A 26,728-nucleotide genomic window follows, 5' to 3' on the forward strand; every position below is an offset into this window, starting at 1 on the left:
CCACTGATTATTAGTTAAACCAATCGGGATTTTACGGGATAAATTTACCAGTATTTTTACCACAACATTCATGTTAAAATCCCTTGTGAGTACGACATAACTCGACCTTATGAAGCTCCGCAGCTTTTATCGCGGAGCTTTTTTTATTTAAATTAACGCTTTTGTTCACTTTTTTGATACATTTACGAAACATTCATATGTTACGTTATATAAGTCCTTTTTTAAATCATATTCATTCTAGCAAAAAGTCCTAGTCCCCCTAGGACTTTTTGCATTCAAATAATGAATTGTCTTTTTTCTCAATAACCGAAGCTATTTAACGTGTTAAAATAATAATTGGACTGGCATCCAATACCATATTACAATGGAGCAAATCGCAAGAAGGCACCTTAGAGTGTCTTTTTTGTACATAAAAAAATCTTACCATCTTATAGAAACGATAAGCCCTTTAAAACAATAATTGCAACTATATTAACTTTACATTACATTAAGGTTAGAGAATGTTCTTATATTAATAAAGTGCTAAATAGTAGGTGAAAAAATGGAATTTAACGATTTGGGTATTACCATTAAAGAACTTAGAATTAAAAAAAATATATCACAATCCGACTTATGTCACGGAATATGTTCACAAAGTCAAATTAGTAAGATCGAAAAAGGTGTGATTTATCCATCTAGCATATTGTTATATCAATTATCAGAAAGACTCGGTGTTGATCCAAATAGTATATTTGCACTAACTCAAAACAAGAAATTAAAATATACAGAAAATGTAAAATACGTAATGAGGGATTGCATAAGGCAACATCAATATAAAGAGCTTTATGAAATAGTAACAAGAGAAAAATACACAAATAATTTTCAAACAAAAGAAGATAAACAATTTCTAATATGGCATGAAGCAATTGCTATATATTGTGTGAATAACTCAACAAAAGTGGCTTTAACTCTTTTAAATAATGCACTAAAACTAACTGTAACCAATATTGATTTTTTATCAGAGAGAGAAATAGATATTCTACATACAATGGCTATACTTCATGCAGAAAACAAAGAATACAAAAAAAGTATTACTATCCTTAAAAGATGTTTAAATAATTTTAACAAATTAGATTTTCCTAGAGATAAAGAAATTAAATTGAAAATCATTTATAATTTAGCAAAAAATTTAAGTTACACATATCAATACGAAGAAGCAATAAAATACATTGATAAGGGTATCCAATTAGCTATTAATCTAAATACTTTTTACTTATTGGGTGAACTATACTATGGAAAAGGTTCAAATTTATTAAAGCTTAAACAATATAATGAAGAAGATGTTGCTAATAACATGAGAAAATCATTATTTATATTTGAATTAACAAAAAACGAAAAAAAATTACAAATAATTAAAGAAGAATATTTCGAAAACAAAAATAACCACTCATAATTTCATAAAAACTACTTACAAATCCTACAGAAAAAATCCTTATAGCTTTTAAACTTAGATCGATAATATTAAAATAATTTAAGCCGGCGGAAGGCACCTTTAGGTGTCTTTTCTTTATTTTTACAAGGACCTGCTCAATTAATTTTTAAAAACATAATAAGGAATATTGTTTTATTTATCTCATTTTCATTCATGCTATATATAAAATTCGTTAATAAACCCACCTCAAATACTAGTTCCTTTTATAAGCCGTTTTTTTGATGTAGATGACATTATTCTCAATACAATAGAATGAATTATTGGAACATACTTAGCAATATATATCAAAAAATAATATTAAGAAAACCCCTCCACCTTAAGGTAGAAGGGATCTTCTAATTTCTATTTCAAGCTACCCAAAATTTCTGTAAAGGTACCCTAAGCGCATGTGTATCTGGATATCCTAAACTTCTTTCACCAACTACCACTCCTCTGCCGAACGATCTTTCACCGATAGATTGTATGCCGTGAAGTGCTACTTGTAACATTTCAATTTAGATATACGACAGTAAAGAATACATTATCACAGTGTCAGCAAGCAAAAGTGTATTCTGCATTTCTGAAAACAGTAGATGGCAGATTGTGACCTACTGAATCTGCTAAGAAAGAATATACAAGAACATCCTTAACATCCTCTTTATTTCCACTAATGATGACATCAAGGAAATCTTCTACTTGAAATTCTGGAGTAAACAACACAATCTTAGTTGTTCTGTTTGGTTCTAAAGAAACAAAAGTACGAGAGATTTCAACTAATTCATTTTGAGTTGGGAAAAAGGTGTTTCGACTTCTCTTAACAGTTACCGTTACATTACTAGTATGGCAGCGTGAATCATTGTTTAACATAATGTTGAGAGCAGTTGGAATAATCCCATTTTCAGAAACTGGAACTCGAAACACTCCAGTAGATTTATGAGCCATATAATCAGATCCTTCCAAAATAAAATATATTTACAATATATTAAATGCAAAAAACGTTCATTTTGATATGGACAAATTATGTAATTAATATATTTATAATAACCCTTGGTATTACTAAGCCAATGTTTTAAAAGATTAACAAATATCGCGAGAACCAATCGAATGTATATTAAAAGTAAAAAGAATAAGATGTCTAAAAGATCCCCTATTTTGAGCCAATAATGAGACATTATGTTAATCTTATATGTATAGCTGCACAAAATTGAGAAACTTAAGGAGACAGATAAATTTTATGAGAAAATTATCTATATTACTTACTTTCATTCTAGTATTAGTCAGTATTACGGCTGCTTGCACACAAGATAAAACAGATAGTGCCGTTGAAAATGGTCCAATAGAAGAACCAACCGCAAAAAATGAAAATGAAGAATTAATAAATTTTGAAGAAAAAGAAGAGATAAGCCGCTTGGAACAAGGTATTTTATTAGTTGGTGAGAGTGTTAAGGGAGGCTATTACTTGACCGCTGTTCAAAGTGCATATTTAAATGCTAGCAACGATTCCGTCATTGTTAATGTCTCTGTAAAAAATGTACGAGGTCAAACGATTGGATTATCAGAATTAAAATATAACTTAAAAGATGAAAAAGACGGAAAGATCTATAAAGGAAAGGTGCTTGATCAAAACCCTTCTGATATACAAGTTAAACCAAATGAAACGGTAGAATTGAAAATAGCTTTTGAAGTACCACGTACCGCAGATGAATATATGTTTTATATTGAAAGCTCTTTAGACCCTCTACAAACATACTGGAAAATTGATAAGCTGCAATCACAAACAAACTAAATCTGAAATAAGCAAAAAGCAATGAAAAATTTGATATAGATACAAATGAATACTATATAAACGTAAGACCATCGATTTAATGAATCGTTGGTCTTTTTCAAAAAATGCCCCATTAAAAACTAAGAGATAAAAAGAACTAATCTCTAGAAGAGATTAGCTCAATATATCCAAAGCTATTATGGTACATAGTTTTATGAGCAAACGTTATATAGTGTTGTATGGGATACATAACCTGTCATCCCTTTATATGTAACTTTTAACCACTGTTTAGAATTACTGTAATGACCTTGAACATATTCACCAGTTACCCATGTTCCAGTAATTTTCGTACCATCATTAAATGTATGTAAGACAGGTGAATCGACAGTATAACCACTGCGCATCTTTGCACCATATACACCTACCGTACCTCCCTTTGCACAAGCTGCTACTACTGTTTCATTTTCAGTAGTATTCGTAGCCGCGAAAGCAGAGCCGTTAAATGTAAATAAAGTAAATATAAAAGCTGTTAGTACTGTACAAATAGATAAACGACGTAACAAAATAAATTCCCCCTTTTTTTATAATTTACTTCTTCACAAATGATTATCTTAAATATTCTAACTATTTTCAATATATTAATGTTGAGAAATATTAGTTGTATTTTTGAAATAAGATTTTATCAAAAATAGTAACAAACTCATATTTTACAGGGAGAGCACCGAAAGAAGTCTTCTACATATCAACTATATAAAAATCCCTCCGCCTTAAGACAGAGGGACTTTCTCATTCCTATTTCAAACTACCCGCAATCTCCGTAAAGATAACTCCAAGCGCATGTGCACCTGCATCTGGATATCCTAAGCTTCTTTCGCCAACTGTACCAGCGCGGCCCATGCGAGCTACGATTTCTTTCGTGTACTCTGCTCCTTTGACCGCTGCTTCTGCTCCTTTTTCAAAGGCAGTTTTTACGTCTACTTCGTTTGAGGCGCTATCTAACCAAGAATCTACACATGGAGCAAGTGCGTCAACAAGTGTTTTGTCACCAACTACTGCTCCTCTACCGAATGATCTTTCACCGATAGATTGGATGCCTTGCAGTGCTGCTTGCAGTATTTCAGCGAATTCTTTCACTGTTAACTCACGCTTCTCGCCTGCTGCTTTACTAGCTGCGCGGAATGCACCGCCCCAAATTGGACCAGATGCGCCGCCGCAATGTTCCATAATGATCATGGAGCAACCGTCAAGGAATGATCCGATTGTTACGTTCTCTTGATCTACAATAGAATGCCACTCACGTTTTAATTGCTTAAATCCTTTTGCTACACTCATTCCGAAGTCGCCGTCACCAGCGTGCGTGTCTAACTCACAGAACGGTACTTCATTTTTAATGATAATATCGCTCATTTTATCAACGAGATAAATCATGTTGTTTAATGTAATGACATTATCTTTAATAACAGCGTGTTCTTCCGCCGTTTCTAGTTCAAATGAAACTTCCTTCTCTTCTGTTTCTTCAAGTACATTTACATACTCTACACTTTCAACTGGTCCATCTACTTTAAACGCTGGTGTATTACATTCTTTTGATAGTAATGTTTTTAGCTCTTCATCTAACTTCATTACCGTTAAAGACATACCAGCCATATCAATACTTGTCATATAGTTACCGACGAATACTCTATTAATTTTAATGTTTCTTGCAGCTAGTTCTCTCGTAACGGCGTTGTTAAATAAGTAAAGTTCTTGCAGTGGTGTTCCGCCAAAACCGTTAACTAGAAGTGCGATTTCCTCGCCATCTTTTACTCCTAAATCTTTTACAAGATCATTTGTCATACGGTTCGCTAGTTCATCTGCTGACAACATTTTTTCACGTTTAATTCCTGGCTCGCCATGAATACCTACGCCGTATTCCATTTCATCTTCCGCAAGTGTGAAAGTAGGTGATCCGCTCGCTGGAACTGTACAAGACGTTAACGCTAAACCAATTGTGCGCACGTTAGCAGCGGCTTTTTCCGCTACAGCTTTTACCGCTCCTAAATCCATACCTGCTTCCGCTGCTGCGCCGGCAATTTTATGAACTAAAATAACTCCTGCAACGCCGCGGCGTCCTACTGTATACAGACTATCTTCTACCGCAATATCATCGTCCACTTTTACGTAGTCGACTTCAATTCCATCTTCCGTCGCTAAATGCGCACCATTTTTGAAATTCATAATATCGCCGCTATAATTTTTAATAATTAATAACGTACCTTTTTTACTAGCTGTTTCTTTAATTGCTTGATATACCTGAATTTGTGAAGGTGACGCAAACACATCTCCGCACACCGCCGCATCTAACATTCCTTTTCCGACTAATCCTGCATGTGCCGGCTCATGGCCACTACCGCCGCCACTAATTAACGTTACTTTGTTTTCGTTCATTTCTTTCTTCTTAATAACTTTATATTTTTTCAAAAGTTCAAGCTCTGGGTGAGCCATAACCATTCCGTTACACATTTCCATTACTAATGTTTCTGGTTTGTTTATAATCTTTTTCATTGTGATTATCCCTCAATTCCTTTAATATATTGTGATATATTTGAAATCTTCTTCTTACTATCCATGTTAAAATGAAAGCGTTTTATAGTAAACGGACAAAATGGACAATCTGTCTAAAGACACCGCTCTCATTTATGGATAGGATTTTTATATTACTAACATTCTAGGGATGATTCAGATGACCTCTTCTATAATTTCTAAAAAAATAATCGCGAACTCATTGAAATATTTAATGGAAACAGAGTCGTTTCATAAAATATCAGTGAGCGATATTATGTTACACTGTCAAATGCGTAGGCAAACTTTTTATTATCATTTTAAAGATAAATTTGAACTATTAAGCTGGATTTATAGAGAAGAAACGAAGGAAAACATTATCGACTTTCTCGATTATGAAACATGGGAAAACATTTTCGATTTATTATTTGATTACTTTTATGAAAATCAAAAATTTTACCGAAATGCTTTTAAAGTCATTGAGCAAAACTCGTTTAATCACTATTTATTTGAGCATACGAAAAACTTATATATGAAGATTATTGATGAACTATCTGTAAGCTGTGGATTCAGCCTTTCTAATGAGACAAAAAATACGATCGCCTCCTTTTATAGTCACGGCTTCGTTGGAACAATAAAAGATTGGATTGAAAGCAAGTGCGAAGTAGATCCTTCCATTATGTCTTCTCTCATAAAAAATATGATAAACAATCAATTACTACTATTACTGGAGCAATCAGCAAAGTAATTAAAGGGTGGCAAAAGCAATGAAAAAGATTATGAATGATGTACAAAATATCGTTCAAGATATGCTGCATGGCTTTTATTTTGAACATAACGACAAAGTAAATTACGACGAAACAAATAACATCATTTATGTAAAAGATATCGAAAAACTAAAGCAAAACGTCGCGATTATAAGCGGCGGTGGTAGCGGACATGAACCCGCTGATATTGGCTATGTAGGAATAGGTATGCTTACAGCGGCAGTAAACGGCAGCATTTTCACTCCGCCTACAGTGGAACAAATTGTAGCGGCTACTCGCCTCATGCCAAAAGATAAAAGTATTTTATTTATCATTAAAAACTTTAAAGATGACGTTGAGAACTTTCTAGCGGCTGAGCAGATCGCTAAAGAAGAAGGAAGAAAAATTGACCACATCATCGTAAATGACGACGTTTCAATTGAAGATGATGCTTCTTTTAATAAAAGAAGACGCGGCGTCGCTGGTACTGTTTTCGTTCAAAAAATACTTGGTGCAGCCGCTCTTGAAGGCCATTCTCTAGAAGAACTAACAACACTTGGCCGTTCTATCACTGAAAACTTACACACATTAGGAGTTGCCCTTTCCCCTGCCAACGATCCAGTAAAAGGAAAAGCTTCATTCACATTAAATGACGATGAAGTGTTTTATGGCGTCGGCATCCATGGCGAAAAAGGTTACCGTAAAGAAGCACTATCCTCTTCTGAAATATTAGCGATCGAACTAATGAACAAACTAAAAAGCATTTATCGCTGGAGAAAAGAAGACAACTTCGCTATCCTCATTAATGGACTCGGTGCAACTCCATTAATGGAACAATACATTTTCGCAAACGACATTCGCCGTTTGTGTGAACTTGAAGGTTTACAAGTGATATTCGTAAAGGTTGGTACGCTGTTAACTTCTTTAGATATGAAGGGTGTTTCGCTTAGTTTGCTTAAGGTAGAGGATTTGGATTGGGTGAAGTGGTTGAAGGTGGATGTTAGAGTGGGTAATTGGTAAGTAAAAATTATGATGATAAAAGCCTTTAACTATAACAAGTTAAAGGCTTTTTACAAATTGAAATATCGCACGAGCGTTCAAAAGAAATTCGTAATTACCTCACTGGATGATTACAGGTCTTCCAAATAAAGCTGGATGATAAATTAACATTGCACCTACAAATGAACACACTAAACAAAAAACAGCCTCGTATTTTATGACTAAAGGAGAGTTCGTATCAAACTCTTTTTCCTCTCTTTTCAATATCAATTTAAATAACGCTGTATATAATACTTTATATAATACATACCCAACTATCGCCCCAAGGGTATTCGTAAATAAATCATCAATATCTGTAATTCTATTATTTAGTAATTGATTTAACTCAATTGCCAATGAAAAAAGGAATCCCGCGCATACGGTGTTTTTCATTTTTCTAAACTGCGGCCAAATAGTCGGTAATAGAAAGCCGAACGGCATAAACAGTACAATATTTAAAAGATACGTCGTACTACCTGCCGTATCAAATAGAGTCAAGTTGATTTGACTTACACGAATCCACGTTTCATATCTACTTATATCCCATACAGTCGCGATTTGCGTCACCTTATACACTAGCGAAAGATAGAATAGAAAAACATATACCCATAGAAAATGCCGAATAGATATGTTTCTTTTCGCTTTAAAATAAAATCTAATTTGAAACAAAACACAAAAAATTATAGTGAAAAAATACGTATACAAATAACTAATCAAAACTCCTGTATGCATGTGGAATCCCCTAACTTTACATTTTCATCTATTATTTTAGAATATAGTTTAAGAACCAGTACTTTGTTCATATATTTAATCTTCTACTTTGTCTTCGAATATAGGGGATATACTAAAAATAAAAAATCCCCACTCCTTCATTTTCAGTCTCCTCCTTGATGTAACTTGTTTATAGGATAGGAAAAACTTTTAAAATAAAAAGTGGGGTAAATATAAAATTTTTCTTAAATTTTATGTTAGTTTTTATTATTACTCTTATTAGGAATCCGCTATTCGTTGTTAGGTAACGCCATGCTTACACCTATAAAAGTATTGAATTACTGAAGAATTCTGTCCTCAATATAACAGCAGATTCACATCAAAAATGTAAATCCTCATTTCCTTCGTATTTTCCTTTATTAAGTCTTTTTCTTATAAATAATTCTGCCACAATTAAATTAGGTACCCATGCTAACCAAGCAATAATAGCGTAACTAAGTTCAAACCGCTCTATTCCAAATAGAACGATAAACAAGGGTAGCCAAATTCTTAATGTAACTGCTCCAAAGGTTAAAGAATAATTTCTAATCATCCAGTTCCGATGCTCTTTAATTTTTTTATTCTTAACTCTATGTAACGCTTGATATGCTGATGTTAGCCAAAATACAGATAACAAACCAAAGCCTAGCTTCGCTACCAATCCTCCCGTAGCATAAAAGGATAGGTATAGTCCAGAAACGCCTCCTAATAATATACCAACCATGTAGATTCTCCCAACTATTCGATGACGGTTGATATTCCTCTCTCTAAATTTAGTGGATAATGTGAAAGGACCAATTACTAATGCTACTATACTAGTTGTAATATGTATAAATAGCATCATATACCAGAACGCACTTAATTTAGATCCAAACATAAGCTTCGCTTTTACAAGCCCTGTTTGAAATCCATCCATAATAGAATATTGGACAACAATATAACCAGATACTAAAAGAGCAAAAAAAGTGAATACAAACCAAATTTTTCTGTTCAAATTTTACTGCCTCCCCATTACATTCACGAAAATTAGATTATATATTACTGTTCATTCTCGGGAAAAATAAAAAAGCCTTCTAGCGAAATGAAGTGACCTCCGAAAAAGGGACATTTAATAGATTAAGATTTCCAAAAATAATGAATATATATGTTATATTGTTAGACGTACTGAAAAAGCTAAACAGTACAGCAATGGGGATTTTTCTAATGGATATGTTACAACAAGTAATAGATAAATTTAAAATGAGTAAACTCTTAAGTATATCATTCTATACTTGAGAGTTTACCCATCTATCCCTTCTCATCCCTCATACTGTAATACCCCAAATTAATAATAATCAAGAAATACCCACCCATAATTCCAGCTGCAAATGTCCACATGAATTCATGATGTTCAATTTCATACATAATAATCGCGCCGAGTATTGCGGCTGCGAACCGATTTATCATTCCGAGCATCGGTGCTTTTTCTTTTTTTACAATGCTATCTCCGAACTTTTCAATACGCCTTCCTAAAATCCAGGCGCAGTACATACTCACCAAAAGGCCAATGCTTATCCCGACAAACTGGGCTGAAAAAGGTGTCACGAGCCATCCCAATAACATTACGCCTAGCAAACAATACATTTGTATGTTGAATGATCTTAATGCCATACGAATCATGTTATTCTCCTTTATCTTTCTCATTGTAATTCCGTATTATCAATCCAATCTTTCAGAATCCAAGCTTTCAGCTATATCTTTTTTAAAATGAGGAAATTTGATTTTGCTCACCATTAAATACGCGAGTACGCTTGTACCAAATGCCACGGAAACTGGATTATTTAGGTGACATAAAATGAGGAGACACATCGCCGCGAATGGAATGGGCATTCCGATGAATGTTGGGAGTTTGCTTTGCTGTGTGTTAAATCTCGCAAGCCGAAGCATTCCGCAAATACTATAAGCGAGCGCGCATATCATCCCGATAGACTGCAAATCTTTTAACGAAGCATTATATGCAAGAATAGATGGTGCCACACCAAAAGTAACTAAATCCGCAAATGAGTCCAGCTCTCCACCAATTTCTGAAACAGAATCAAGTTTCCGAGCGATCATGCCATCAAACAAATCAAGGACCATACCTGTAATAATGAACATAACTGCACCGTACATATCGTCAACGAAAACAGCATGAATAGCCAAAAGCCCACACACAAAATTTGCTATCGTAATCATATTTGGTATGTAACTCATCACATGCTTCTCCTCCTTTCTACTAATTGCTTCATCTAAGTTCTTACTCATTACAATCAAGATCCTTCTGCTTTTCTTCCAATATCACTTTATTTATTTTCGTTAACGTCTCTGTCATTTGCTGCAACGCTTCAATATCAATTTTCGAGAAATACTTCTCAATTAATACATCATCTAACTTCGACAATTGCTCCATATACTTACTACCGTTTGGACCAAGTGTAAGGAAATACTCCCTTTTATTATTCGGATTCACTTGTTTTGAAATCATCTGTTGCTTTTCCAATTTCGATAAAACTTGGCTCACCGCACTTTTCGTTATATTAAACGTATTCGCAATGTTATTTGCTGTCGTGTTTTCATTTAAATGAATATGAAATAGCATGCTCTCTTGCTGTCCAGTAAGACCAAACTCATCCTTTAAATCTTGAAATAGTAAAATGTAGAGTTCCGTGTAGGCTCGATTCATTTCATTAATTACTTCTTTATATGATCTCATCATAGCGTTCTTCCTCCAGTCACGCTTTTATATAGTTTAGTTTAGTTAACTTAACTAAACTATATTATACCTTTATGTTCGTGTAAAGGGAAATATAGCTCCGGACTTTATTCACAATGAAAAAAGAAGACATCCATTAAGATGTCTCCTTTTCATGTTGAAAAATACTAACCGTTAATCAGCTGTTGCTTGAATTTATCTAAAACTTTCTTTCTCTCTTCATAATCTTCCGCATCAGCTTCTTCCCAAAGCTCAAGGTCAGCCCCTCGCTCAATTAATGCAATCGCATTGTTGCGAACTTCTTCTTGAAGACAACCTTTCTCCAATTGTATTGCCGCAAGACCAATGTATACTAAAGACATTACTTCTAAATCTTCCTCTATATCAAACTCATCTACATACTCTTCTAAAATGAGCTTAGTTGCTTCTTCTACATTATTACCTTCTTCTATATATTCAATAAACTGCTCTTTCACATCACAAGTCGTATCATCATCAAATAATCCAGTTCCCCAAGCGCCCATATGCTACAGCTCCTTCTTTGTGCTTTTTTCATTCCTATTTCAATCTTAAATATAGTAAAAGTTCATTACAAGACTAGTTATATACATCATTATATTTTACAATTACTGTAGGTAACTTACATATTTCACCACATGTATCACTCTGAATAATCAAACATAAATATCGATAAAATTCCATATAGACCCATTAATGGTTAAAATGTTATAATAGAACTACCCTACATAGTTACTCATATTTAACTTGAGGAACTAACGTCTTATTAAGCAATGCGCATAAATTAGATAAAAAAGACACTTTTTACAGTGTCTTTTTTATTTATATTCTCATGGAAAATATCTCTTTTATACACAAAATCTATTAACTGAAGAAGGAGACTATCATATGGAGCATCCTCTAGCAAGAGAACTACGTAACATACGTATATGCCTTATTATCTTGATCATTGTCATTGCATTTTGGGATCGTGAAAGAGTGGTAGAAATCAATGATCATGGCAGCAGTTCTGCCCCAAATATTAGCAATATGACCCAAATCGGTGAAAATACATTTGCACATAAAGATGACTTTGGTCAAATTAAAATATTTAAGTTTAACTCTGATACAAACGATATTTCACTCATTAAAGAATTTAATGCTGATGAATATTAATGAAATACAAAAGGACCTGCTCACATTCATGCGTCAAACATAAAGTAAATGGAATCCGTTAAAAAACACGAGTGACCCCTTGTTTTCCCCTCTTATTAAAGGAGGAACTATTATGGGATTTGGTGGTAGTTGCGGTGGTAGTTGCGGCGGAGGCTGCGGTTTTGCTGGAGGATTTGCATTATTAGTTGTGTTATTCATTTTATTAATCATCGTTGGAGCTTCTTGCTTCTGCTAACAAACTATTGGAAAAGACACTCTTATATGGGTGTCTTTTCTTTGTAAACGAAAGAGTATGAGAAGTGGAGCCTTTAGCCATAATTATGAATAAAGGCTTTTTGTATACAACTTAAAAAGGAGCTGACTTTATGGAGCATAATAAAAACGGGATGCTTGCTTTAATCGTTTTGTTTGTAGGACTAGCATTTTTTGTTATCGGTATGGTTTATCATTTATGGGGAACGGTTTAAAAATAAATAATAATTCATTTAAGAAAAAGTACTCGTACGAGTACTTTTTTAAATGTTATATAAAAACATTCTAAACTTACTTACATGCATACAATCATCAATTATAGTTATATAATTGGGAAGGTTGTAAATTATCAATCTATATCTATATTGATTAGGAAAGGAGCTAAAAATGTTAGAAATCATTTTTGTTGCTGTATTACTTTTATCTAGTATCATTCCCATCTTTATCAAAAGGGGTTTGACGAAAAAAAATGGAGTCCTTTTACTAATAAATTATGCATTATTATTTGCCACCATCATTGTAATTGGTGCAAACTGGCGTATGATTCCCGCCTATTTCTTATTGTTCGTTTTAACATTACAAGTTTTTTTGAAACCAAAAACTACAGCCGTTTCTAAAAAGTTAGTGATGAAAGTTTTAAAAGGTTTAGGAATTATCGTAACTGCTATCGCAATGTTTACATTACCTTTACTTTTTCCGATCATAACACTCCCGGAGCCTACTGGAAAATATACAGTAGGAACGAAAGCTTTTCATTTAATTGATACAAATCGAAAAGAAACAACTGTACCAAATAGTCAGGGAAATCGTGAGTTAATGATACAAGTATACTATCCTGCCACAAAAGGATCAGGGAAGCCTTCTGCCTATTTTGAGAACATAAACGAGCTGGCTGAACAATTGGCAGTAACAAACGGTGCTCCATATATCGTAACGACACATTTAGGGCTGACAAAAACACATTCTTATCAGAATGCTAAGCCACTTCAAGATAAAGAAAAATTCCCCCTCCTTTTATTCGGCCATGGGATGGGATTATATGGTCAACAAAATACATTCCAGTTAGAGGAATTAGCTAGTCAAGGCTATGTAGTAATCGCTCTTAATTTCACAGGATATGCAGCAACAACGATTTTCCCTAATGGAAACCGTGTAGACTCTATACCAATTGAATATACACCTACCGCCTTAAATACCATAGTTCAAAAATGGGAACAGGATACTACTTTTGTTTTAAATGAAGTAATAGAAGGCAATTTCGATAAAAGTTTTAAAACTATTGCAGACTTAATTGACTATGACAAAATTGGAATGTTCGGTCACTCTTTTGGTGGAGCAACTGCCGCACAAATGTTAGTGAAGGATACGCGTATTAAAGCTGCAATTGATATGGATGGCGGATTATATGGCGATCCACTACCTAAAGACGGTCCTCAAAAACCATTCATGTTGATGAATGCTGAAGCTACGATTCGTTTTATGAAAGAGGCTGAGAATCCAAAGACAACCGGAATCCAAAATGAATTATTGGAAATAGTCTATTCAAGAAATAAAACTATTGAAAAACCGGGCGTGTACACAGTGGTAATTCCAAAAACAAACCATACTAGTTTTACAGATTTAGCAGCATTTTCACCTATTATTAATGAACCTGGCGAAGATGTAGCCACAAACTATAAACTGATTAATAAACTAGTAACTAACTTTTTCGATCAAACTTTAAAAGGCAAAAGCGAAAATCATTTAGAAGAAATTCAGAAACAATACCCTGAACTTCCTCTCATTAAACACAAATAACTATTTTCCTAGTTATGTAACCCCTCCTTATGCTTGAGGGGTTTCTACTTTAACACAATTATAAAAAGGCCCCATTATTGGGGCTCTTAAAAAATAATAAGAATAAATGAATTAAAACAAATAACAGACAACTAAAATATATAGATTATTATACGCTATACTAAAATAGGAGTCGACAATCGTTATTTTCTTCTTATTTTTAAAGCAATATGGATATACCTTCTTAACTCATTTGGATTGGATAAGAAAAGAAGACAGCTTAATTGATGTCTTCTTTTTTTATAGTTTTATGAATTTTTTTGAGCAGATGCTCTCCAATCACGAAAAGATGTTGGGCGTCCAGAAAAAGCTCTTTGCTTTGTAACAGATGGTTTTTCTTCAGGAGTCATTGTTTTTTCTTTAAGCGTCGCTGGTTTTTCTTTAAGCGTCACTGATTTTTCTTCAAGAATGTTCACAGCTGTTTGCATTTTCTCTAACTGTTCTTTCAACAATTGTTGTTCAATCTTTAAATCCGTAAGTAAACGTAAAATCATCTCAGAATTAGCCATAAGATCCTCCTTCCCCCAATACACAGAATAAAATACAATATGTAGAAGACGAAATGCCGGTGACAAAAATAAGGTCGTCAACTCTTTTTAACTTCTAAAATCCTTTTATTTTTTTAAGGACCTGCTCCATTCATCCTTAAAAACATAAAGTAAATTAAATCCATTAATAAATGGTCTTTATGGAAGGAGGAGTTAATATGGGCTATGGCGGTAGTTGTGGTGGAGGCTGTGGTTTCGGCGGCGGATTTGCCTTACTTGTTGTGCTCTTCATCTTATTAATCATCGTTGGCGCTAGCTGTTGGGGCGGCGGATTCGGCTGCTAAGGAGAGGCACTCTTGAGAGTGTCTTTTTTTTAATATGTGACTCGTATACATATTAAAAAAAATTTCCGTTCTAGAAGTACTATAATATTAGCTTAACATGTCAGTTCCCCCTAATTAATAGGTGGTTCTAGCCTATAGAATTCTTTTAAATATAAAATGAAACTATATTTCTCAATGAATAAAACAATTTAACATGGTAAAATAATATTTGGATGGGAGTCCAATATATTATTAAAATTAAGATGGTTCAAGTCGAAGGAAGGCACCTTAGGGTGTCTTTTCTTTTTTATAAATAATTATAAATTAAAATTGCAAAGGATGCTTACTACTTACAAGGAACATTTTCTTCCGTACAACTATTTATTTGAAACTAATTACTATTATAAATATAAAGAAGTTATGGATAAAGTAGTGAGGTAAATAAAACAAAATATAGATTTAATTCCTGTTTCTCAACGAGGTACCACCAGCATTTTCAAAAAAATACGCTAAGCAAAAAAAATAATCAGCTGTCCATATGGACAGCTGATTTACATCATTACATTTCTATTATTTATCTTACCACTTGTACAGATACTGGTTTCCACCCCTGATTTTCTACCCAATCAATATTAACCTTATATTTTTTATTATTTTGCTTATCTCGTACATTACCGTAGGCTTTATTATTACCATTATTCCCAATAAAATCGAAAATCAATTGGCTCTCTGGAACATCAACAGCATAAGAAATTGCTTTTTTCATCTCACTCCAATCTACTGTTCCTTCTTTAAATTTCATTTCAGGTTTTGCTCCTTGCTCGGTACCAATTGGCTTCCAAGAAGGATTAGTTTGAGAACCCTTTTCTTGAGATGCCGTTTTTTCTTCCTCATTATTTTCAGTTCCGTTCGTTTTTACCGATTTTTCTGTTTTTGATTTCTCTTCTAGCTGTGCTGCCTCTTTATCTTCAGTTTTCTTTTCTTCTATCTTTGCTGCCTCTTTATCTTCATTTTTCTTCTCTTCTATCTTTGCTGTTTCTTTATCTTCAGTTTTCTTCTCTTCTATCTTTGCTGTTTCTTTATCTTCAGTTTTCTTTTCTTCTATCTTTGCTGTTTCTTTATCTTCAGTTTTCTTCTCTTCTATCTTTGTTACTTTCTTTTCTTGAGCAATTGCTTTCGTTGATGTATTAGAAGGGGTAAACAATTGGTATGTCACTATACCAACTGTCACTAATACCAAAGTAAATGCAATATTAAAAATTGCCTTTTGACGACGATTCTGTTGTTTTTCTTGAAATCTGCTTACTTGTCCCATTCTTCAAACCTCCGTGTTTACTTTCTCCTCTACTCTTTATGTATTATCCCTAAAATTCTTAATATTTTTATTAAACAATAGAAATAAACTACACTTTCCATACAGGATTTCATATCATAATAAAATTTGTGTTTTTTCAAGTATCTGACATATGTTATTCAAAATAGTTTAATACATTAAAAATTGATAAGCTTCTGCACTTAAGAAACCTTCAATTTTATTCAAAGGTGATTCCAATTATGTCCATATTAGATCTCCTGTAGAAAGCTTTTTAACAATTAAACCTCTTCTTCCCTTATTTATAATTTTTAAATTAAATTTCCCTCTATAGTATAATAAAGATGTTTCGTTTTCTAATGGGGTATGTCGTAAAATCAAAAGGGATTTTATCTCTTTTACCTTCTTTTCAGAGTAAATTTCACCACTAGGGAATTCTATTATTCCTAATGTAATCTTTAATTCGCTCTCATCGAAAGGCCACTCCTTATTAAGTTCCCTTATCTTTTGTATAAAGCTTCTTTTGGTTTGTCCTATATATAGCAATGTTACACTCTTAGCACATACTCTAGAGATTGCAAATATCCCCTTCTTAGAAGCTTCTTCCCTATTATAAAAATCATTTATACTATACATTCCATACCATTTAATATGTACTGTTTCTATGAATCTCACCTCATTTTTAGACAATATTATAATTTCTGAATGTTCAAATTATAACGGGCGCATAGTCCTGATTACTTGAATTATAAATTGTGCTTTTCAATAATACATTTTATTATTACTAATTTCAATAATCCAAAAAAAAATACAATATTATAGTTTAATTACAAAACTTTATAAAAAAACAAAGCGATGTCGTACCAAATATTATATTTTTTCAATATCAGACTACCATGAACAAAAGTTAGAGAGTTATGGAATAAAATATAATTTGTATGTACATACATTTCTTTAAAAAGAAGTTTTGTAGTTTGCAACTGAATAAAAAAAACATAGATTTTTATGACTCTTTTGGAGATATACCAAAGTGGAATCTTTTATATGCACGTTACTATACCGAACTTTCGGTATAGTATTTTTTTGCAGCTCCTTGATTTTTCACCAAATACGTATAAAAATTGATAGTAGGAAAATAAACTGCTGGCTAAAAGTTTACTTTCGATAAAATAAAAAATACGCTATTCTTTCTGTAGAATCATAGGAAAGGATGGTATTTTTGTATGTCTATTTCTGTATTTGATGAATTATAACTATTTGCTCAAGAAATTCAAAGCTTTTTATGGATTTTCTTTTATTATATCGGTTTCACATATTTCCTCTAAAATCTCTAATACTTGATTTTTCAATTCAGCCATTTACTTATTTTCTATGACTTCTTATTCTTTTTCTTTTATAGGAATCATTGCAAGAACTGTTAAATCTGCATTCGTTAAATCTTTGATCACTTGATGAGAAGCAAATACCGGTAGCGAAACAATAAAACCATCATCTACTTTTGTAATATCATTATGTGTAACATACTCCAGAAATACTTTATTTGCAGCCGCTACAAATTCTTCATCGCCTGTTCCATCAGGGTATGATACACCAATTTCCCCTAACATAATATAATATTGCTTTTTAATACCAGTCATATCCATTGGATCAATGGATTGAATTTTGTAATTTACCATTCCAGATTTCACTTTTCTTTCAGGAATATCTAAGTCAAAAAACTCTCCAGCTTCTTCTAAAATAATATTGATATCTTTAATTGTTGTTATAGCATTAGTTGCTTCCTTAAAAAACATGAGTTGCTCTCTTGATAAAACAATATTTTCTTCCTCTTTCTTAAACTGTAGATTTTCTAAAATATCTTCTATTTCTTCTACATTTTCCAGAAAAAACATATCATTCTCCATATGAGGAATTAATTCTTTTAAGTTTATCAAATACATTTGTGAATATTTTATATTCATCTCTTTCATTTCACGTAATTTGTCTAGAAATTTTAATACCTTAGCTTTACGATATGTTTCTGCCATCATTTTCACCTCTCGTTACATTTTGTATACAATTCGTATACATTTAGTATACAGATTGTATACGAGTCGTATTGGATTTGCAAGTATTAATTTTAAAATACAAAATTAATTGGTATTGTTTAAAAATTTTTATTATAGCTATCATGAATTTACTAATACAACTCCACCTATAAAGGTTACGATTCTAAAAAATATTAGATTTTCAAATATTCTTCTTCGCCTGCTGAAACTCTTACAGCGAAACGGACGAAAATCCCCATCAATACAGGGAGAAAACAGTCTTTAATATATTAGGTGTCGTTTACAATTGGACCATGTCTGATAATTAAGCCGCTTAATTTTAAAAATGAAACCCGTTAGGATTTATTTGATATGCAGAATCCCCAATGATTTGCACTGGTTTTTAGAATAAGAAAAAATCCCTTCTGAAACTGACCTTTCTTAGCCTTAGCTTGATAGCAATGTGGCGGTACCCCTCAATGAACAAAAAAATTAACATAGTAAAATAGTATTCGGATGGGAGTCCAATATATTATTAAAATTAGATGGTTCAAGTCAAAGGAAGGCACTTTAGGGGGGCTTTTCTTTATTTTCAAAAGGACCTACTCCATTCATTCTTAAAAACATAAAGTAAAGTGAACCCGTTAAAATACATGAATGAACCTTAGTTTTAATCCTCTTACCTAAAGGAAGAACTATTATGGGCTATGGTGGCAGTTGAGGAGAAGGCTGTGGTTTTGCTGGAGGATTTGCTTTGCTTGTTGTACTCTTTATACTATTAATCATTATCGGATGCAGTTGCTTCTGCTAAAAAACTATTAGAAAGGACACTCTTATATGGGTGTCTTTTCTTTATGAAAAATATCTATAACCTTTTCCTTATAACTTTTAACATCAACAAAGGGTGATACAAACTATTACATATGTTTGTACCACCCTTTATTGATGCGTTTAGAATTCACAGTTGTTAAAGTTTTAGACTTCTCCCTTAGTGTACCCATATTATTAGAACATCCTGTAATCTGTAGACAAAATGTAGCTAATAAAAACAATATTAATAATTTCTTCAATAAATCCTCCTACATGCATAAAACACCATATGTTACAAAACAAACATAACATCAACTCTTTATAAAAACAATATAATCCTCGGTCCTTAAGCTATCTCTTAGCATAGGAGTACCGCTACATATTCATACAGCTAAAATTTTTAAATATCCTCTACTTAAGGAATTTGTAAGTATCAAGTAAGAAAAACGAGAGCTTTGCTTCGTATAATCAAAATATAAAGTGAAGGAAGAAAGATTATTTCTGGGATTAATATGCATGTAACAAGAGAAGAAATCTACATTTTTTTAGAATAATAATATTAGTATGTCCAAGTTTTGGAGATTGCTTGCAAATATTTTGAAGTTTTCGCACCAGAATTCTAATTACCATACCTGTTTTGTACCATCACATATTGGAGGTTGAAACATGAATAAAAAAAAGAAAATACAAAAATCAGTCCTTACCTTTACCCTACTCTTTTCTTTAGGCGTTTCATCTTTCCCGCTTACAACAACTATTCACGCAGATACACATGAGGAACAATCTGCTGAAAAGAAACTAGTCTCTTTAACGGAGCGTACATCATTATTTTTTGAATATCTCCAGAAAGGTAAGTATGCAGAGGCACTACAGTTGACGTCTGCTGCTTTTCAATCCAAGTTTACAGCAACCACATTACAAAACTGGTGGACACAAAGTGGCTGGAGCGGGATAAAAAGTATGGGAACCCCCGTGATAAAAGAACGAAACTTGGTCCATCAGACGGTGGAAATTCCAGCAGATACCGAAGGAACTACCATACCGCTACTCCTTAAATTCACACCTGGCGGGAAAGTAGATGAAATTGGAGAAAGGCCACCCGAGGAATCTTATACTATCCCGCATCCTAGCTATGATCAACCTGACTCCTATCAAGAACGTGAAATCGTCATTGGAAATTCTACCTATCCGTTACCAGCGACATTAACAGTTCCGAAACATAAGCGTGGTGAAAAACTGCCCGTAGTTGTTCTTGTTCATGGTGCTGGCATCCATGATCGCGATAGCACATATATGGGAACAAAAATCTTACGAGACATTGCGGTGGGCCTTTCATCCAACGGAATTGCAGTGTTGCGCTATGAAAAACGCACCTTAGAACATGCATTAAAGATGAGTACAGAACCTGTTACGTTAGACCGTGACACTACAGATGATGCTATATTTGCAGCAAAATCAGCAGCGCAGCAGGAAGGCATTGATCCAAATAATATTTTCATTCTTGGACATAGCCTAGGAGCTGGCACAATGCCACGTATACTAAGCAAAGCACCTTCCACACTTGTCCGAGGAAGCATCTTACTCGCACCACCTGCACGCCCTTTGACTGACATTGCTATTGATCATTCTCAATACCTTGGGGCGTCAAAGGAAGAAATCGATGAACTAAAAAGACAGGTCGCTTTTATTCAGGATCCTACTTTCAATCCCAATCATCCTCCAGCTGGCTACAATTTTGGGTCACCTCATTTTATGTATGATGTTTCTAGGTGGCGTCCAGTTGAAGAGGCAAAATCACGAAAAGAGCCTTTACTCATTCTGCAAGGAGCACGTGATTATCAAGTAACAGTAAAAGATGAATATACAAAATGGCAGAAAGGACTTTCAAACCGCGGGAATGTTCAGTTCAAAAAATATCCGAAATTGAATCATTTCTTCACGGAGGGTGACGGGGAATTAAGCCTCCCTAGTGAATATGAAATCCCTGCTAACGTTCCCGAATACGTCATCCAGGACATTATTACATGGGTTAACGAGACAAAAAAATAAGCAAACATCAAAAGCCTTCATGCAATCATCATTGCGTGAAGGCTTTTGGAAACTAGTGATTCAGAGATAGCTATTATTTTATATAATATTTGCCCCAAAACGAAAAATTAGAGTCTTTTATAGCAATGAAGTTCATTTTAAGAGCAACCTGTTCTGTGAGCTTAACGGTGATGGGCGGTACCCCTAGAATAAAGAAACAAGAGTAGTTAAAGGGACTACTCTTGTTTCTTTTCCTTCCCTTCTTTTTCAATTTCAGATACTGATTTTGCTGGTTTTTTAATCATTTTATCTAATTCCCCAGAACAACCAAACTTATCCTCAAATTTATCTGTAGTACTTATACTTGCATCAAACCATAATTCCTTATCATTATTTATATATCCTTCTACAGAAGGAACTCCCATTGGACTTACATCATTTTTTGTAAATGTAATCGATTTTACATCTTTAATATTATAGTGAATATATTTTTCTACTCGTTCTTTTTGTTCATTCCAAAACTTTTCTTCTTTTTCTTTTTGTTTTAAGTATTCTATAGTAAAATATCCTCCTGCTATGATCACCACAGCAGATACAACCAAAATCATTACTTTCTTCATTGGAAATCTCCTTATAAAAAGCCTACCAATGTATTCTTCTTAAAATGGGATACAGAAAATAAGAGTAGTGCAAAGACTACTCTTGTTTTTTTTCTTTCTCTTCTTTTTCGATTTCAGATACAGATTTTGCAGGTTTTTTTATCATTTCATCTAATTCTCCAGAACGCGTAAATTTGTCTTCAAAGTTTTCAGTTGTACTTATACTAGCTATAAAATCTAATTCTTTATTATTATTTATATAACCTTTTATATGAGGAACTCCCATTGGACTTATCTTATTTTCTGTAAATGTAATCGATTTTACATCTTTAATATTATAGTGAATATACTTTTCTACTCGTGCCTCTTGTACTTTCCAAAACTCTTCTTCTTTTTCTTTTTGTTTTAAGTATTCCATAGTAAAATATCCTCCTGCTATGAGTATCACAGCAGATATAACCAAAATCATTGCTTTCTTCATTAGAAATCTCCTTATAAAAAGCCTACCAATGTATTCTTCTTAAAATGGGATAGAGAAGACAAGAATAGTACAAAGACTACTCTTGTTTCTTTTCCTTCTCTTCTTTTTCAATTTCAGATACCGACTTATCAGGTTTTTTTATAAGTTTATCTAATTCCCCAGAACATCCAAAATCATCTTCAAAATTTTCCGTAGTACCTATACCAGCATCAAACCATAATCCCTTATCACCATTTATATAACCTCTTATATGAGGAACGCCCATTGGACTTACCTTATGTTCTCTAAATGTAATCGATTTTACATCTTTAATATTATAGTGAATATACTTTTCTACTCGTTCTTTTTGCTCGTTCCAAAACTTTTCTTCAATTTCTTTTTGTTTTAAATATTCCATAGTAAAATATCCTCCTGCTATGAGCACCACAGCAGATACAACCAAAATCATTACTTTCTTCATTGAAAATCTCCTTATAAAAAACTTACCAATGCATTCTTCTTAAAAATGGGATACAGAAAATAAGAGTAGTGCAAAGACTACTCTTGTTTCTTTTCCTTCTCTTCTTTTTCAATTTCAGATACTGATTTTTCAGGTTTTTTTACAAGTTCCCCTAATTTTCCAGAACGTGAAAGTTTATCTTCAAAATTCTTCGTAGTACTAATACTAGCTGAGAAATTCAATTCTTTATCATTATTTATATATCCATCCACAGAAGGAACTCCCATCGGATTTACTTCATGTTTTGTGAAGGTAATCGATTGCACATCTTTAATATTATAACGAATGTATTTCTCAATTCTTGTCTCTTGTTGTTTCCAAAACAGTCCCTCTTGTTCTTTTTTTTGTAAGTATTCCATTCCTAAATAACCTCCTGTTATAATGAAAATTATGGATATTATAATAATTATTGCTTTTTTCATTCCTATTCCCCTTATCATTAAATATATTTAAAATATACCACGAAGTGAGTTGAGGCAGATGAATGAATTGAAAAAGAATACCATTGCGACAGATGAAGATTATTTTGAGCTTTCAAGTATGGTTTATAAAAAAGATTATTTGGAAGAAGGGAAAGAGATAAAAGGAATTGACGGTAAATTATGGAAGGTAATAGACACCTTCGATGCAGATCACACAAAGGTGAAAAATGGATTACAAGCAATCGCTGTAGTACCCGCAGATAAGTATAAATCTGGTAAAAAACAGTATGACGATGTAATCATTGCATACCGCGGTACTGAATTTGGTAGATTCGATGGAGATAAAACCACAGATATAGTTCAAATTACACTTGGACAGAAAAAGAACCTTGGTGTAGCAGGTGAAAAGGTACCGACATCATTTGATAGTGCAGTAGAATTTGCAGAAAAAATTAAGAAAAAATATAACCCTACATCTATTCACACTACCGGACATAGTAAAGGTGCTGCAGAAGCCCAATATGTAGCAGCAGAAATGAATTGTTATGCAACAACATATGCTGCACCAAATATTTATAGATTACTAAGTGATAAAGCAAAAAAACGAGTAGATGAAGGCGTAATGGAAAATAAAGTAGTAGATTATACTCATAAAGAAGATGCTGTAGGAAATTTCAATCAATTTGGAGCACCTATGATTGGTAAACAATTTACAACAAAAAGTAATGGAACAGATAGTATTCTCGCGGCTGTATTTATGGGACAACATCCAATGTCAACATTTCTAGAAATGTTCCACAATAATGGTAGTGTTCGACTAGAATTAGAACCAGATGATATCATTCGTCATGCAAAAGAGATACAAAAAATAAGCGATATATTATCTGATATTATTAGAAATATAGAAATATTCCGACAACAAGAAGAAGAGGAAGTTGCGAAATTAAAGAGTCAATTGAAGCATGAGACAGGCCCTGGAGGAAAATATCATCTGTTAGAAGAACATGAAGTAGATGAAGCAATTAGAGAGGTTGCGAAAATATCCCAAAACGGAAAAGACTATTTTCATGATATACAACTAGCAGAAGAACTAATTCATCTTTTACGGAAAAAACAAAAAGAATTGATTCATTTTGGAGATGATATTGCTTATGCAGCTAATTCATTACGAGATAAAGATAATCAATTAGGAACAAATTTTGAAGGACTGGCGGCGAGATAATATGATGGATTTTATAGGGGAAATTCAAAAAATAGAGAAAGAAATAGAGAAAGCTACAGTTGGTGCAGTTGGAACTATTATAGATGAGTTGCAAGCTGTTAAAAAGCAATTAGAAAAAGAACTGCAACAATCACTTTTAAAAACTGATGTAGCATTCAAAACAAATAGCATAGTAGCAAGCCAAAAACATGCCATTCAAAAAAATAAAGAAGCATTTCATGATGTATGCAAAAGTTTATCTGAACAAGGAATTGAATTAAACAAAAGTTTTGAAAGCAAAACAGGTAGTGCAATAAAAGAAACATTACATAAACATCTCAATCAAATTCGAAATGAAATGATTTCTAAACAATATGATTTAATTAATAGTTGTGGAAAAAAATAAAAAATTTCTATTATTATTTTAATCTATATGTATTAGAAAAAGTCCCCTTATGTAGGACTTTTTCTAATACACGAATAGATGCTATATTATCAAGCATTGCTCCTGATTCCATTCTATGTAGCTTTAATTTCCTAAAAGCGAAATCTACAACAAGTTGAAGAGCCTCTATTGTATAGCCCTTAGCATTATGCTCCTTATCTAAAGTAAATCCCGTATAACAGCTTTGGAGGTCTCCCCTAACAATGTGAGTTAATGAAATGTCTCCGATCAGTTTATCATTTTCTCTTAAAAAGATTCCAAAAGGATTACTTGCCCTTCAGCTTTCTTTTTTCATACTTGTTCAAGACGTATTTTTTGATGTTATTTTGTATAAAAAACTTTTGGGAGCAACCTGTTCGAAAAATTGATAAAGAATAAGCGATTGAAGGATGAAAACAGAAGACTACAAGGAAAACTGTATGAACAAATATAATGAAACAAGGCTCTTACTTTGTAGCGGTATCCACGAAGTAAGAGCCTTGTTTTTTCTACTCATTTTTTATATCAGTCTTGATTTTCCAATGGAAAGGCACAGAAAATCTACTACAGAAGTTGTGATGCCTCTAGGATTAACAAATTCTTTAAATTTCTGTGTACTACGTACAAGCCCTCTACTTTTGGCATGTGCCTCTAATTCAGCTCGAACTTGTATTGTATCCGGATTCATTTTTCTAAAGAATGTTCAGAATATTTACGAGCATTGATTTCAAGTTTTTAAAACTCATTTATTGTAACTGTAAAATGTGGCTTGAATTTTACTTCGATTTTTTTCTTTTCTTCTGTACCTAGAATGTATAGTGAATCATTACGAGTATATATTTCTTTCACTGATTCCATCTTGGTTTCTATGATACGTTTGTCTTCGTATAGCATTATTAATTCAACTGTTGCATCATAATAGAACATATTCATAACCAGTTCAAATCCAAGTTTATCAATTTTACTATATCGATACGCACCTGCACCTGGAATATAGTAATCTTCTGGTTCGCTTTCGAAAATTTCTAGTAACTCATACTTATCATGTTTAATATCCAATATTCCTCAACCTTTTTGTCATAGATTACTTACTATGCTATTCATTCTATTCCTTTTTCTTTGCGGGAACAACTGTGATAACGTCACCTTTATCATTTATAACTACGTAGCCTTCGTCTCTAACGTATTTCCAAGTACCAGGATTGTCTCCTGGTTTGCGAGTGCCCGTTTTTATAATATCTTCAACTACATTTGGAGTCATTCCTCGAGGATCAACTTTTTTTAATTCTTCCATGTATTTATCTGATCCGAATGTATACCCTTTTCTTTCAGCTCGCTCACGTGCTCGTTTTGTAAGCTCCGCTCGAACTTGAACTGTATCAGGTGCCATTCTTTCAAGTGCATGTTCAGAGTACTTACGTCCATCAATGACGCCGCCACCTCTTGGCATACTCCATCCAATCTCTTCAGTTACCTTTGATACTTTTACTAAATCCTTCGCTTTTTGCTCTAACTCTCCATATTTACCAAATACTCGACCAATAACTTTAGGAGTGCCACCTACAACTGTAGAAACAGTTCCCCATACATAATCATTCGGCTCATATTTTCTGTCTGTGAAAAATTCTCTTCCATTTTATCTGGATCAACACGTACTTGCCTCAACTAATTTCCTTCCTTCACCTATATGTATAAAACTTCCAAATATAAGTATAGCAAATTGATAGAGTTGGTCCAGACATGATTCGTAAATGTGTACTTTTTAATATGTTAGCGGGCCCCATATTATTTAAATTAAGATGATTCAAGTCGGAGGAAGGCTCCTTAGGGTG

29 protein-coding genes and 4 pseudogenes are annotated in these 26,728 nt (G+C 33.1%); 12 read left to right on the forward strand and 21 right to left on the reverse strand.

Features of this window, described 5'->3' with window-relative positions:
- Positions 1 to 541: 541 nt before the first annotated feature.
- A complete protein-coding gene (locus tag ACTFR8_RS18360; RefSeq protein WP_000395461.1) occupies positions 542 to 1,432 on the forward strand; it encodes a helix-turn-helix domain-containing protein in 891 nt (296 codons plus the stop codon).
- A 443-nt stretch (positions 1,433 to 1,875) separates the two neighbouring features.
- Here the strand turns inward: ACTFR8_RS18360 and ACTFR8_RS18365 are convergent.
- Positions 1,876 to 1,962, reverse strand: a pseudogene (locus ACTFR8_RS18365) (dihydroxyacetone kinase, ATP-dependent); the annotation flags it as partial.
- Positions 1,963 to 2,002: 40 nt separating this feature from the next.
- Positions 2,003 to 2,392: a hypothetical protein gene (locus ACTFR8_RS18370; RefSeq protein ID WP_000940662.1), complete on the reverse strand. Its 390-nt coding sequence runs from the start codon at positions 2,390 to 2,392 to the stop codon at positions 2,003 to 2,005.
- Positions 2,393 to 2,684: 292 nt separating this feature from the next.
- Here ACTFR8_RS18370 and ACTFR8_RS18375 point away from each other — a divergent pair, with 292 nt between their 5' ends.
- Positions 2,685 to 3,236 carry a DUF4352 domain-containing protein gene (locus ACTFR8_RS18375; RefSeq protein ID WP_001228898.1) on the forward strand — a complete coding sequence of 184 codons (552 nt, stop codon included), beginning with the start codon at positions 2,685 to 2,687 and terminating at the stop codon, positions 3,234 to 3,236.
- Positions 3,237 to 3,427: 191 nt separating this feature from the next.
- On the opposite strand, the gene ACTFR8_RS18380 is transcribed toward ACTFR8_RS18375, so the two are convergent.
- Both ACTFR8_RS18380 and dhaK read right to left on the reverse strand, forming a co-directional pair.
- Positions 3,428 to 3,778: an SH3 domain-containing protein gene (locus ACTFR8_RS18380; RefSeq protein ID WP_000946195.1), complete on the reverse strand. Its 351-nt coding sequence runs from the start codon at positions 3,776 to 3,778 to the stop codon at positions 3,428 to 3,430.
- Positions 3,779 to 4,007: 229 nt separating this feature from the next.
- Positions 4,008 to 5,759, reverse strand: a complete 1,752-nt coding sequence (gene dhaK / locus ACTFR8_RS18385; RefSeq protein ID WP_000720743.1) for a dihydroxyacetone kinase subunit DhaK — start codon at positions 5,757 to 5,759, stop codon at positions 4,008 to 4,010.
- A gap of 178 nt (positions 5,760 to 5,937) precedes the next feature.
- Here dhaK and dhaS point away from each other — a divergent pair, with 178 nt between their 5' ends.
- Positions 5,938 to 6,504, forward strand: a complete 567-nt coding sequence (gene dhaS, locus ACTFR8_RS18390) for a dihydroxyacetone kinase transcriptional activator DhaS (protein ID WP_000204225.1) — start codon at positions 5,938 to 5,940, stop codon at positions 6,502 to 6,504.
- Between the two features lie 19 nt (positions 6,505 to 6,523).
- Positions 6,524 to 7,522 (forward strand): DhaKLM operon coactivator DhaQ, encoded by a 999-nt coding sequence (dhaQ, locus tag ACTFR8_RS18395; protein WP_044796018.1) that lies wholly within the window; start codon positions 6,524 to 6,526, stop codon positions 7,520 to 7,522.
- A gap of 99 nt (positions 7,523 to 7,621) precedes the next feature.
- Here the strand turns inward: dhaQ and ACTFR8_RS18400 are convergent, their stop codons facing one another.
- The 6 genes from ACTFR8_RS18400 to ACTFR8_RS18425 form a co-directional block, all read right to left on the reverse strand.
- Complete coding sequence (locus tag ACTFR8_RS18400) at positions 7,622 to 8,272, reverse strand: VanZ family protein (RefSeq protein ID WP_074595998.1); 651 nt, start codon at positions 8,270 to 8,272, stop codon at positions 7,622 to 7,624.
- A gap of 358 nt (positions 8,273 to 8,630) precedes the next feature.
- Entirely contained in the window at positions 8,631 to 9,284 is a 654-nt protein-coding gene (locus tag ACTFR8_RS18405; RefSeq protein ID WP_001080295.1) for a DUF2306 domain-containing protein, read from the reverse strand.
- A 293-nt stretch (positions 9,285 to 9,577) separates the two neighbouring features.
- Complete coding sequence (locus tag ACTFR8_RS18410) at positions 9,578 to 9,949, reverse strand: ATP synthase subunit I (protein ID WP_000620606.1); 372 nt, start codon at positions 9,947 to 9,949, stop codon at positions 9,578 to 9,580.
- A 39-nt stretch (positions 9,950 to 9,988) separates the two neighbouring features.
- Complete coding sequence (gene pssA / locus ACTFR8_RS18415) at positions 9,989 to 10,573, reverse strand: CDP-diacylglycerol--serine O-phosphatidyltransferase (RefSeq protein WP_000042018.1); 585 nt, start codon at positions 10,571 to 10,573, stop codon at positions 9,989 to 9,991.
- A complete protein-coding gene (locus ACTFR8_RS18420) occupies positions 10,566 to 11,024 on the reverse strand; it encodes a MarR family winged helix-turn-helix transcriptional regulator (protein ID WP_000986417.1) in 459 nt (152 codons plus the stop codon). Before ACTFR8_RS18420 ends, pssA begins: the two co-directional genes overlap by 8 nt.
- 164 nt (positions 11,025 to 11,188) lie before the next feature.
- Positions 11,189 to 11,545 carry a DUF4259 domain-containing protein gene (locus tag ACTFR8_RS18425; RefSeq protein ID WP_000501494.1) on the reverse strand — a complete coding sequence of 119 codons (357 nt, stop codon included), beginning with the start codon at positions 11,543 to 11,545 and terminating at the stop codon, positions 11,189 to 11,191.
- A 382-nt stretch (positions 11,546 to 11,927) separates the two neighbouring features.
- Between ACTFR8_RS18425 and ACTFR8_RS18430 the strand changes: the two genes are divergently transcribed.
- From ACTFR8_RS18430 to ACTFR8_RS18440, 3 genes are all read left to right on the forward strand, one after another.
- The gene (locus tag ACTFR8_RS18430) at positions 11,928 to 12,194 is read left to right on the forward strand and encodes a YmzC family protein (RefSeq protein ID WP_000400950.1); all 267 of its coding nucleotides are present in this window, start codon (positions 11,928 to 11,930) and stop codon (positions 12,192 to 12,194) included.
- A gap of 112 nt (positions 12,195 to 12,306) precedes the next feature.
- On the forward strand, positions 12,307 to 12,429 hold the full coding sequence (locus tag ACTFR8_RS18435; protein WP_252209848.1) for a YjcZ family sporulation protein: 123 nt from the start codon (positions 12,307 to 12,309) through the stop codon (positions 12,427 to 12,429).
- Positions 12,430 to 12,833: 404 nt separating this feature from the next.
- Positions 12,834 to 14,243, forward strand: a complete 1,410-nt coding sequence (locus tag ACTFR8_RS18440; protein WP_000889700.1) for an alpha/beta hydrolase family protein — start codon at positions 12,834 to 12,836, stop codon at positions 14,241 to 14,243.
- A 287-nt stretch (positions 14,244 to 14,530) separates the two neighbouring features.
- Here the strand turns inward: ACTFR8_RS18440 and ACTFR8_RS18445 are convergent, their stop codons facing one another.
- The gene (locus ACTFR8_RS18445) at positions 14,531 to 14,791 is read right to left on the reverse strand and encodes a hypothetical protein (protein ID WP_144608349.1); all 261 of its coding nucleotides are present in this window, start codon (positions 14,789 to 14,791) and stop codon (positions 14,531 to 14,533) included.
- Between the two features lie 197 nt (positions 14,792 to 14,988).
- Here ACTFR8_RS18445 and ACTFR8_RS18450 point away from each other — a divergent pair, with 197 nt between their 5' ends.
- Positions 14,989 to 15,114 (forward strand): YjcZ family sporulation protein, encoded by a 126-nt coding sequence (locus ACTFR8_RS18450; RefSeq protein WP_000540377.1) that lies wholly within the window; start codon positions 14,989 to 14,991, stop codon positions 15,112 to 15,114.
- 553 nt (positions 15,115 to 15,667) lie between these two features.
- Here the strand turns inward: ACTFR8_RS18450 and ACTFR8_RS18455 are convergent.
- The 3 genes from ACTFR8_RS18455 to ACTFR8_RS18465 all read right to left on the reverse strand — a co-directional run bounded on the left by ACTFR8_RS18455 (position 15,668) and on the right by ACTFR8_RS18465 (position 18,435).
- Positions 15,668 to 16,408 (reverse strand): YrrS family protein, encoded by a 741-nt coding sequence (locus ACTFR8_RS18455; RefSeq protein ID WP_144608350.1) that lies wholly within the window; start codon positions 16,406 to 16,408, stop codon positions 15,668 to 15,670.
- A 237-nt stretch (positions 16,409 to 16,645) separates the two neighbouring features.
- Positions 16,646 to 17,080, reverse strand: coding sequence for a hypothetical protein (locus ACTFR8_RS18460; RefSeq protein ID WP_002100802.1), 435 nt, complete (start codon positions 17,078 to 17,080; stop codon positions 16,646 to 16,648).
- 704 nt (positions 17,081 to 17,784) lie between these two features.
- Positions 17,785 to 18,435 (reverse strand): hypothetical protein, encoded by a 651-nt coding sequence (locus ACTFR8_RS18465; RefSeq protein ID WP_030023572.1) that lies wholly within the window; start codon positions 18,433 to 18,435, stop codon positions 17,785 to 17,787.
- 697 nt (positions 18,436 to 19,132) lie between these two features.
- Here ACTFR8_RS18465 and ACTFR8_RS18470 point away from each other — a divergent pair.
- Positions 19,133 to 19,243: pseudogene (locus ACTFR8_RS18470) on the forward strand (YjcZ family sporulation protein).
- Between the two features lie 665 nt (positions 19,244 to 19,908).
- A complete protein-coding gene (locus tag ACTFR8_RS18475) occupies positions 19,909 to 21,291 on the forward strand; it encodes an alpha/beta hydrolase (RefSeq protein ID WP_001035259.1) in 1,383 nt (460 codons plus the stop codon).
- A 215-nt stretch (positions 21,292 to 21,506) separates the two neighbouring features.
- On the opposite strand, the gene ACTFR8_RS18480 is transcribed toward ACTFR8_RS18475, so the two are convergent.
- The 4 genes from ACTFR8_RS18480 to ACTFR8_RS18495 form a co-directional block, all read right to left on the reverse strand.
- Positions 21,507 to 21,890, reverse strand: a complete 384-nt coding sequence (locus tag ACTFR8_RS18480; protein WP_100619889.1) for a DUF1433 domain-containing protein — start codon at positions 21,888 to 21,890, stop codon at positions 21,507 to 21,509.
- A gap of 76 nt (positions 21,891 to 21,966) precedes the next feature.
- Positions 21,967 to 22,350, reverse strand: a complete 384-nt coding sequence (locus tag ACTFR8_RS18485) for a DUF1433 domain-containing protein (RefSeq protein ID WP_100619890.1) — start codon at positions 22,348 to 22,350, stop codon at positions 21,967 to 21,969.
- Between the two features lie 76 nt (positions 22,351 to 22,426).
- On the reverse strand, positions 22,427 to 22,810 hold the full coding sequence (locus tag ACTFR8_RS18490) for a DUF1433 domain-containing protein (RefSeq protein ID WP_100619891.1): 384 nt from the start codon (positions 22,808 to 22,810) through the stop codon (positions 22,427 to 22,429).
- 77 nt (positions 22,811 to 22,887) lie between these two features.
- Positions 22,888 to 23,271 (reverse strand): DUF1433 domain-containing protein, encoded by a 384-nt coding sequence (locus tag ACTFR8_RS18495; protein ID WP_000709122.1) that lies wholly within the window; start codon positions 23,269 to 23,271, stop codon positions 22,888 to 22,890.
- A gap of 58 nt (positions 23,272 to 23,329) precedes the next feature.
- Between ACTFR8_RS18495 and ACTFR8_RS18500 the strand changes: the two genes are divergently transcribed.
- Both ACTFR8_RS18500 and ACTFR8_RS18505 read left to right on the forward strand, forming a co-directional pair.
- Complete coding sequence (locus tag ACTFR8_RS18500) at positions 23,330 to 24,493, forward strand: hypothetical protein (protein ID WP_252209847.1); 1,164 nt, start codon at positions 23,330 to 23,332, stop codon at positions 24,491 to 24,493.
- A gap of 1 nt (position 24,494) precedes the next feature.
- On the forward strand, positions 24,495 to 24,878 hold the full coding sequence (locus ACTFR8_RS18505; RefSeq protein WP_044796009.1) for a hypothetical protein: 384 nt from the start codon (positions 24,495 to 24,497) through the stop codon (positions 24,876 to 24,878).
- 13 nt (positions 24,879 to 24,891) lie between these two features.
- On the opposite strand, the pseudogene ACTFR8_RS18510 reads toward ACTFR8_RS18505, so the two are convergent.
- The 3 genes and pseudogenes from ACTFR8_RS18510 to ACTFR8_RS18520 form a co-directional block, all read right to left on the reverse strand.
- Positions 24,892 to 25,271, reverse strand: a pseudogene (locus ACTFR8_RS18510) (GNAT family N-acetyltransferase); the annotation flags it as partial.
- 360 nt (positions 25,272 to 25,631) lie between these two features.
- Positions 25,632 to 25,955 (reverse strand): hypothetical protein, encoded by a 324-nt coding sequence (locus tag ACTFR8_RS18515; protein WP_000351757.1) that lies wholly within the window; start codon positions 25,953 to 25,955, stop codon positions 25,632 to 25,634.
- 46 nt (positions 25,956 to 26,001) lie between these two features.
- Positions 26,002 to 26,532: pseudogene (locus tag ACTFR8_RS18520) on the reverse strand (hypothetical protein); the annotation flags it as partial.
- Positions 26,533 to 26,728 lie beyond the last annotated feature (196 nt).

Origin of the sequence: Bacillus cereus group sp. MYBK15-3, assembly GCF_051916765.1 — a bacterium.
Classification (GTDB): domain Bacteria; phylum Bacillota; class Bacilli; order Bacillales; family Bacillaceae_G; genus Bacillus_A; species Bacillus_A cereus.

Bases quoted from the DNA above. Each gene is read 5' to 3' on its own strand.
- ACTFR8_RS18360 (WP_000395461.1), top strand. From the start codon at position 542: ATGGAATTTAACGATTTGGGTATTACCATTAAAGAACTTAGAATTAAA.
- ACTFR8_RS18370 (WP_000940662.1), bottom strand. From the start codon at position 2,392: ATGGCTCATAAATCTACTGGAGTGTTTCGAGTTCCAGTTTCTGAAAAT.
- ACTFR8_RS18375 (WP_001228898.1), top strand. From the start codon at position 2,685: ATGAGAAAATTATCTATATTACTTACTTTCATTCTAGTATTAGTCAGT.
- dhaK (WP_000720743.1), bottom strand. From the start codon at position 5,759: ATGAAAAAGATTATAAACAAACCAGAAACATTAGTAATGGAAATGTGT.
- dhaS (WP_000204225.1), top strand. From the start codon at position 5,938: ATGACCTCTTCTATAATTTCTAAAAAAATAATCGCGAACTCATTGAAA.
- dhaQ (WP_044796018.1), top strand. From the start codon at position 6,524: ATGAAAAAGATTATGAATGATGTACAAAATATCGTTCAAGATATGCTG.
- ACTFR8_RS18400 (WP_074595998.1), bottom strand. From the start codon at position 8,272: ATGCATACAGGAGTTTTGATTAGTTATTTGTATACGTATTTTTTCACT.
- ACTFR8_RS18410 (WP_000620606.1), bottom strand. From the start codon at position 9,949: ATGATTCGTATGGCATTAAGATCATTCAACATACAAATGTATTGTTTG.
- pssA (WP_000042018.1), bottom strand. From the start codon at position 10,573: ATGAGTAAGAACTTAGATGAAGCAATTAGTAGAAAGGAGGAGAAGCAT.
- ACTFR8_RS18420 (WP_000986417.1), bottom strand. From the start codon at position 11,024: ATGATGAGATCATATAAAGAAGTAATTAATGAAATGAATCGAGCCTAC.
- ACTFR8_RS18425 (WP_000501494.1), bottom strand. From the start codon at position 11,545: ATGGGCGCTTGGGGAACTGGATTATTTGATGATGATACGACTTGTGAT.
- ACTFR8_RS18430 (WP_000400950.1), top strand. From the start codon at position 11,928: ATGGAGCATCCTCTAGCAAGAGAACTACGTAACATACGTATATGCCTT.
- ACTFR8_RS18435 (WP_252209848.1), top strand. From the start codon at position 12,307: ATGGGATTTGGTGGTAGTTGCGGTGGTAGTTGCGGCGGAGGCTGCGGT.
- ACTFR8_RS18440 (WP_000889700.1), top strand. From the start codon at position 12,834: ATGTTAGAAATCATTTTTGTTGCTGTATTACTTTTATCTAGTATCATT.
- ACTFR8_RS18445 (WP_144608349.1), bottom strand. From the start codon at position 14,791: ATGGCTAATTCTGAGATGATTTTACGTTTACTTACGGATTTAAAGATT.
- ACTFR8_RS18450 (WP_000540377.1), top strand. From the start codon at position 14,989: ATGGGCTATGGCGGTAGTTGTGGTGGAGGCTGTGGTTTCGGCGGCGGA.
- ACTFR8_RS18455 (WP_144608350.1), bottom strand. From the start codon at position 16,408: ATGGGACAAGTAAGCAGATTTCAAGAAAAACAACAGAATCGTCGTCAA.
- ACTFR8_RS18465 (WP_030023572.1), bottom strand. From the start codon at position 18,435: ATGATGGCAGAAACATATCGTAAAGCTAAGGTATTAAAATTTCTAGAC.
- ACTFR8_RS18475 (WP_001035259.1), top strand. From the start codon at position 19,909: ATGAATAAAAAAAAGAAAATACAAAAATCAGTCCTTACCTTTACCCTA.
- ACTFR8_RS18480 (WP_100619889.1), bottom strand. From the start codon at position 21,890: ATGAAGAAAGTAATGATTTTGGTTGTATCTGCTGTGGTGATCATAGCA.
- ACTFR8_RS18485 (WP_100619890.1), bottom strand. From the start codon at position 22,350: ATGAAGAAAGCAATGATTTTGGTTATATCTGCTGTGATACTCATAGCA.
- ACTFR8_RS18490 (WP_100619891.1), bottom strand. From the start codon at position 22,810: ATGAAGAAAGTAATGATTTTGGTTGTATCTGCTGTGGTGCTCATAGCA.
- ACTFR8_RS18495 (WP_000709122.1), bottom strand. From the start codon at position 23,271: ATGAAAAAAGCAATAATTATTATAATATCCATAATTTTCATTATAACA.
- ACTFR8_RS18500 (WP_252209847.1), top strand. From the start codon at position 23,330: ATGAATGAATTGAAAAAGAATACCATTGCGACAGATGAAGATTATTTT.
- ACTFR8_RS18505 (WP_044796009.1), top strand. From the start codon at position 24,495: ATGATGGATTTTATAGGGGAAATTCAAAAAATAGAGAAAGAAATAGAG.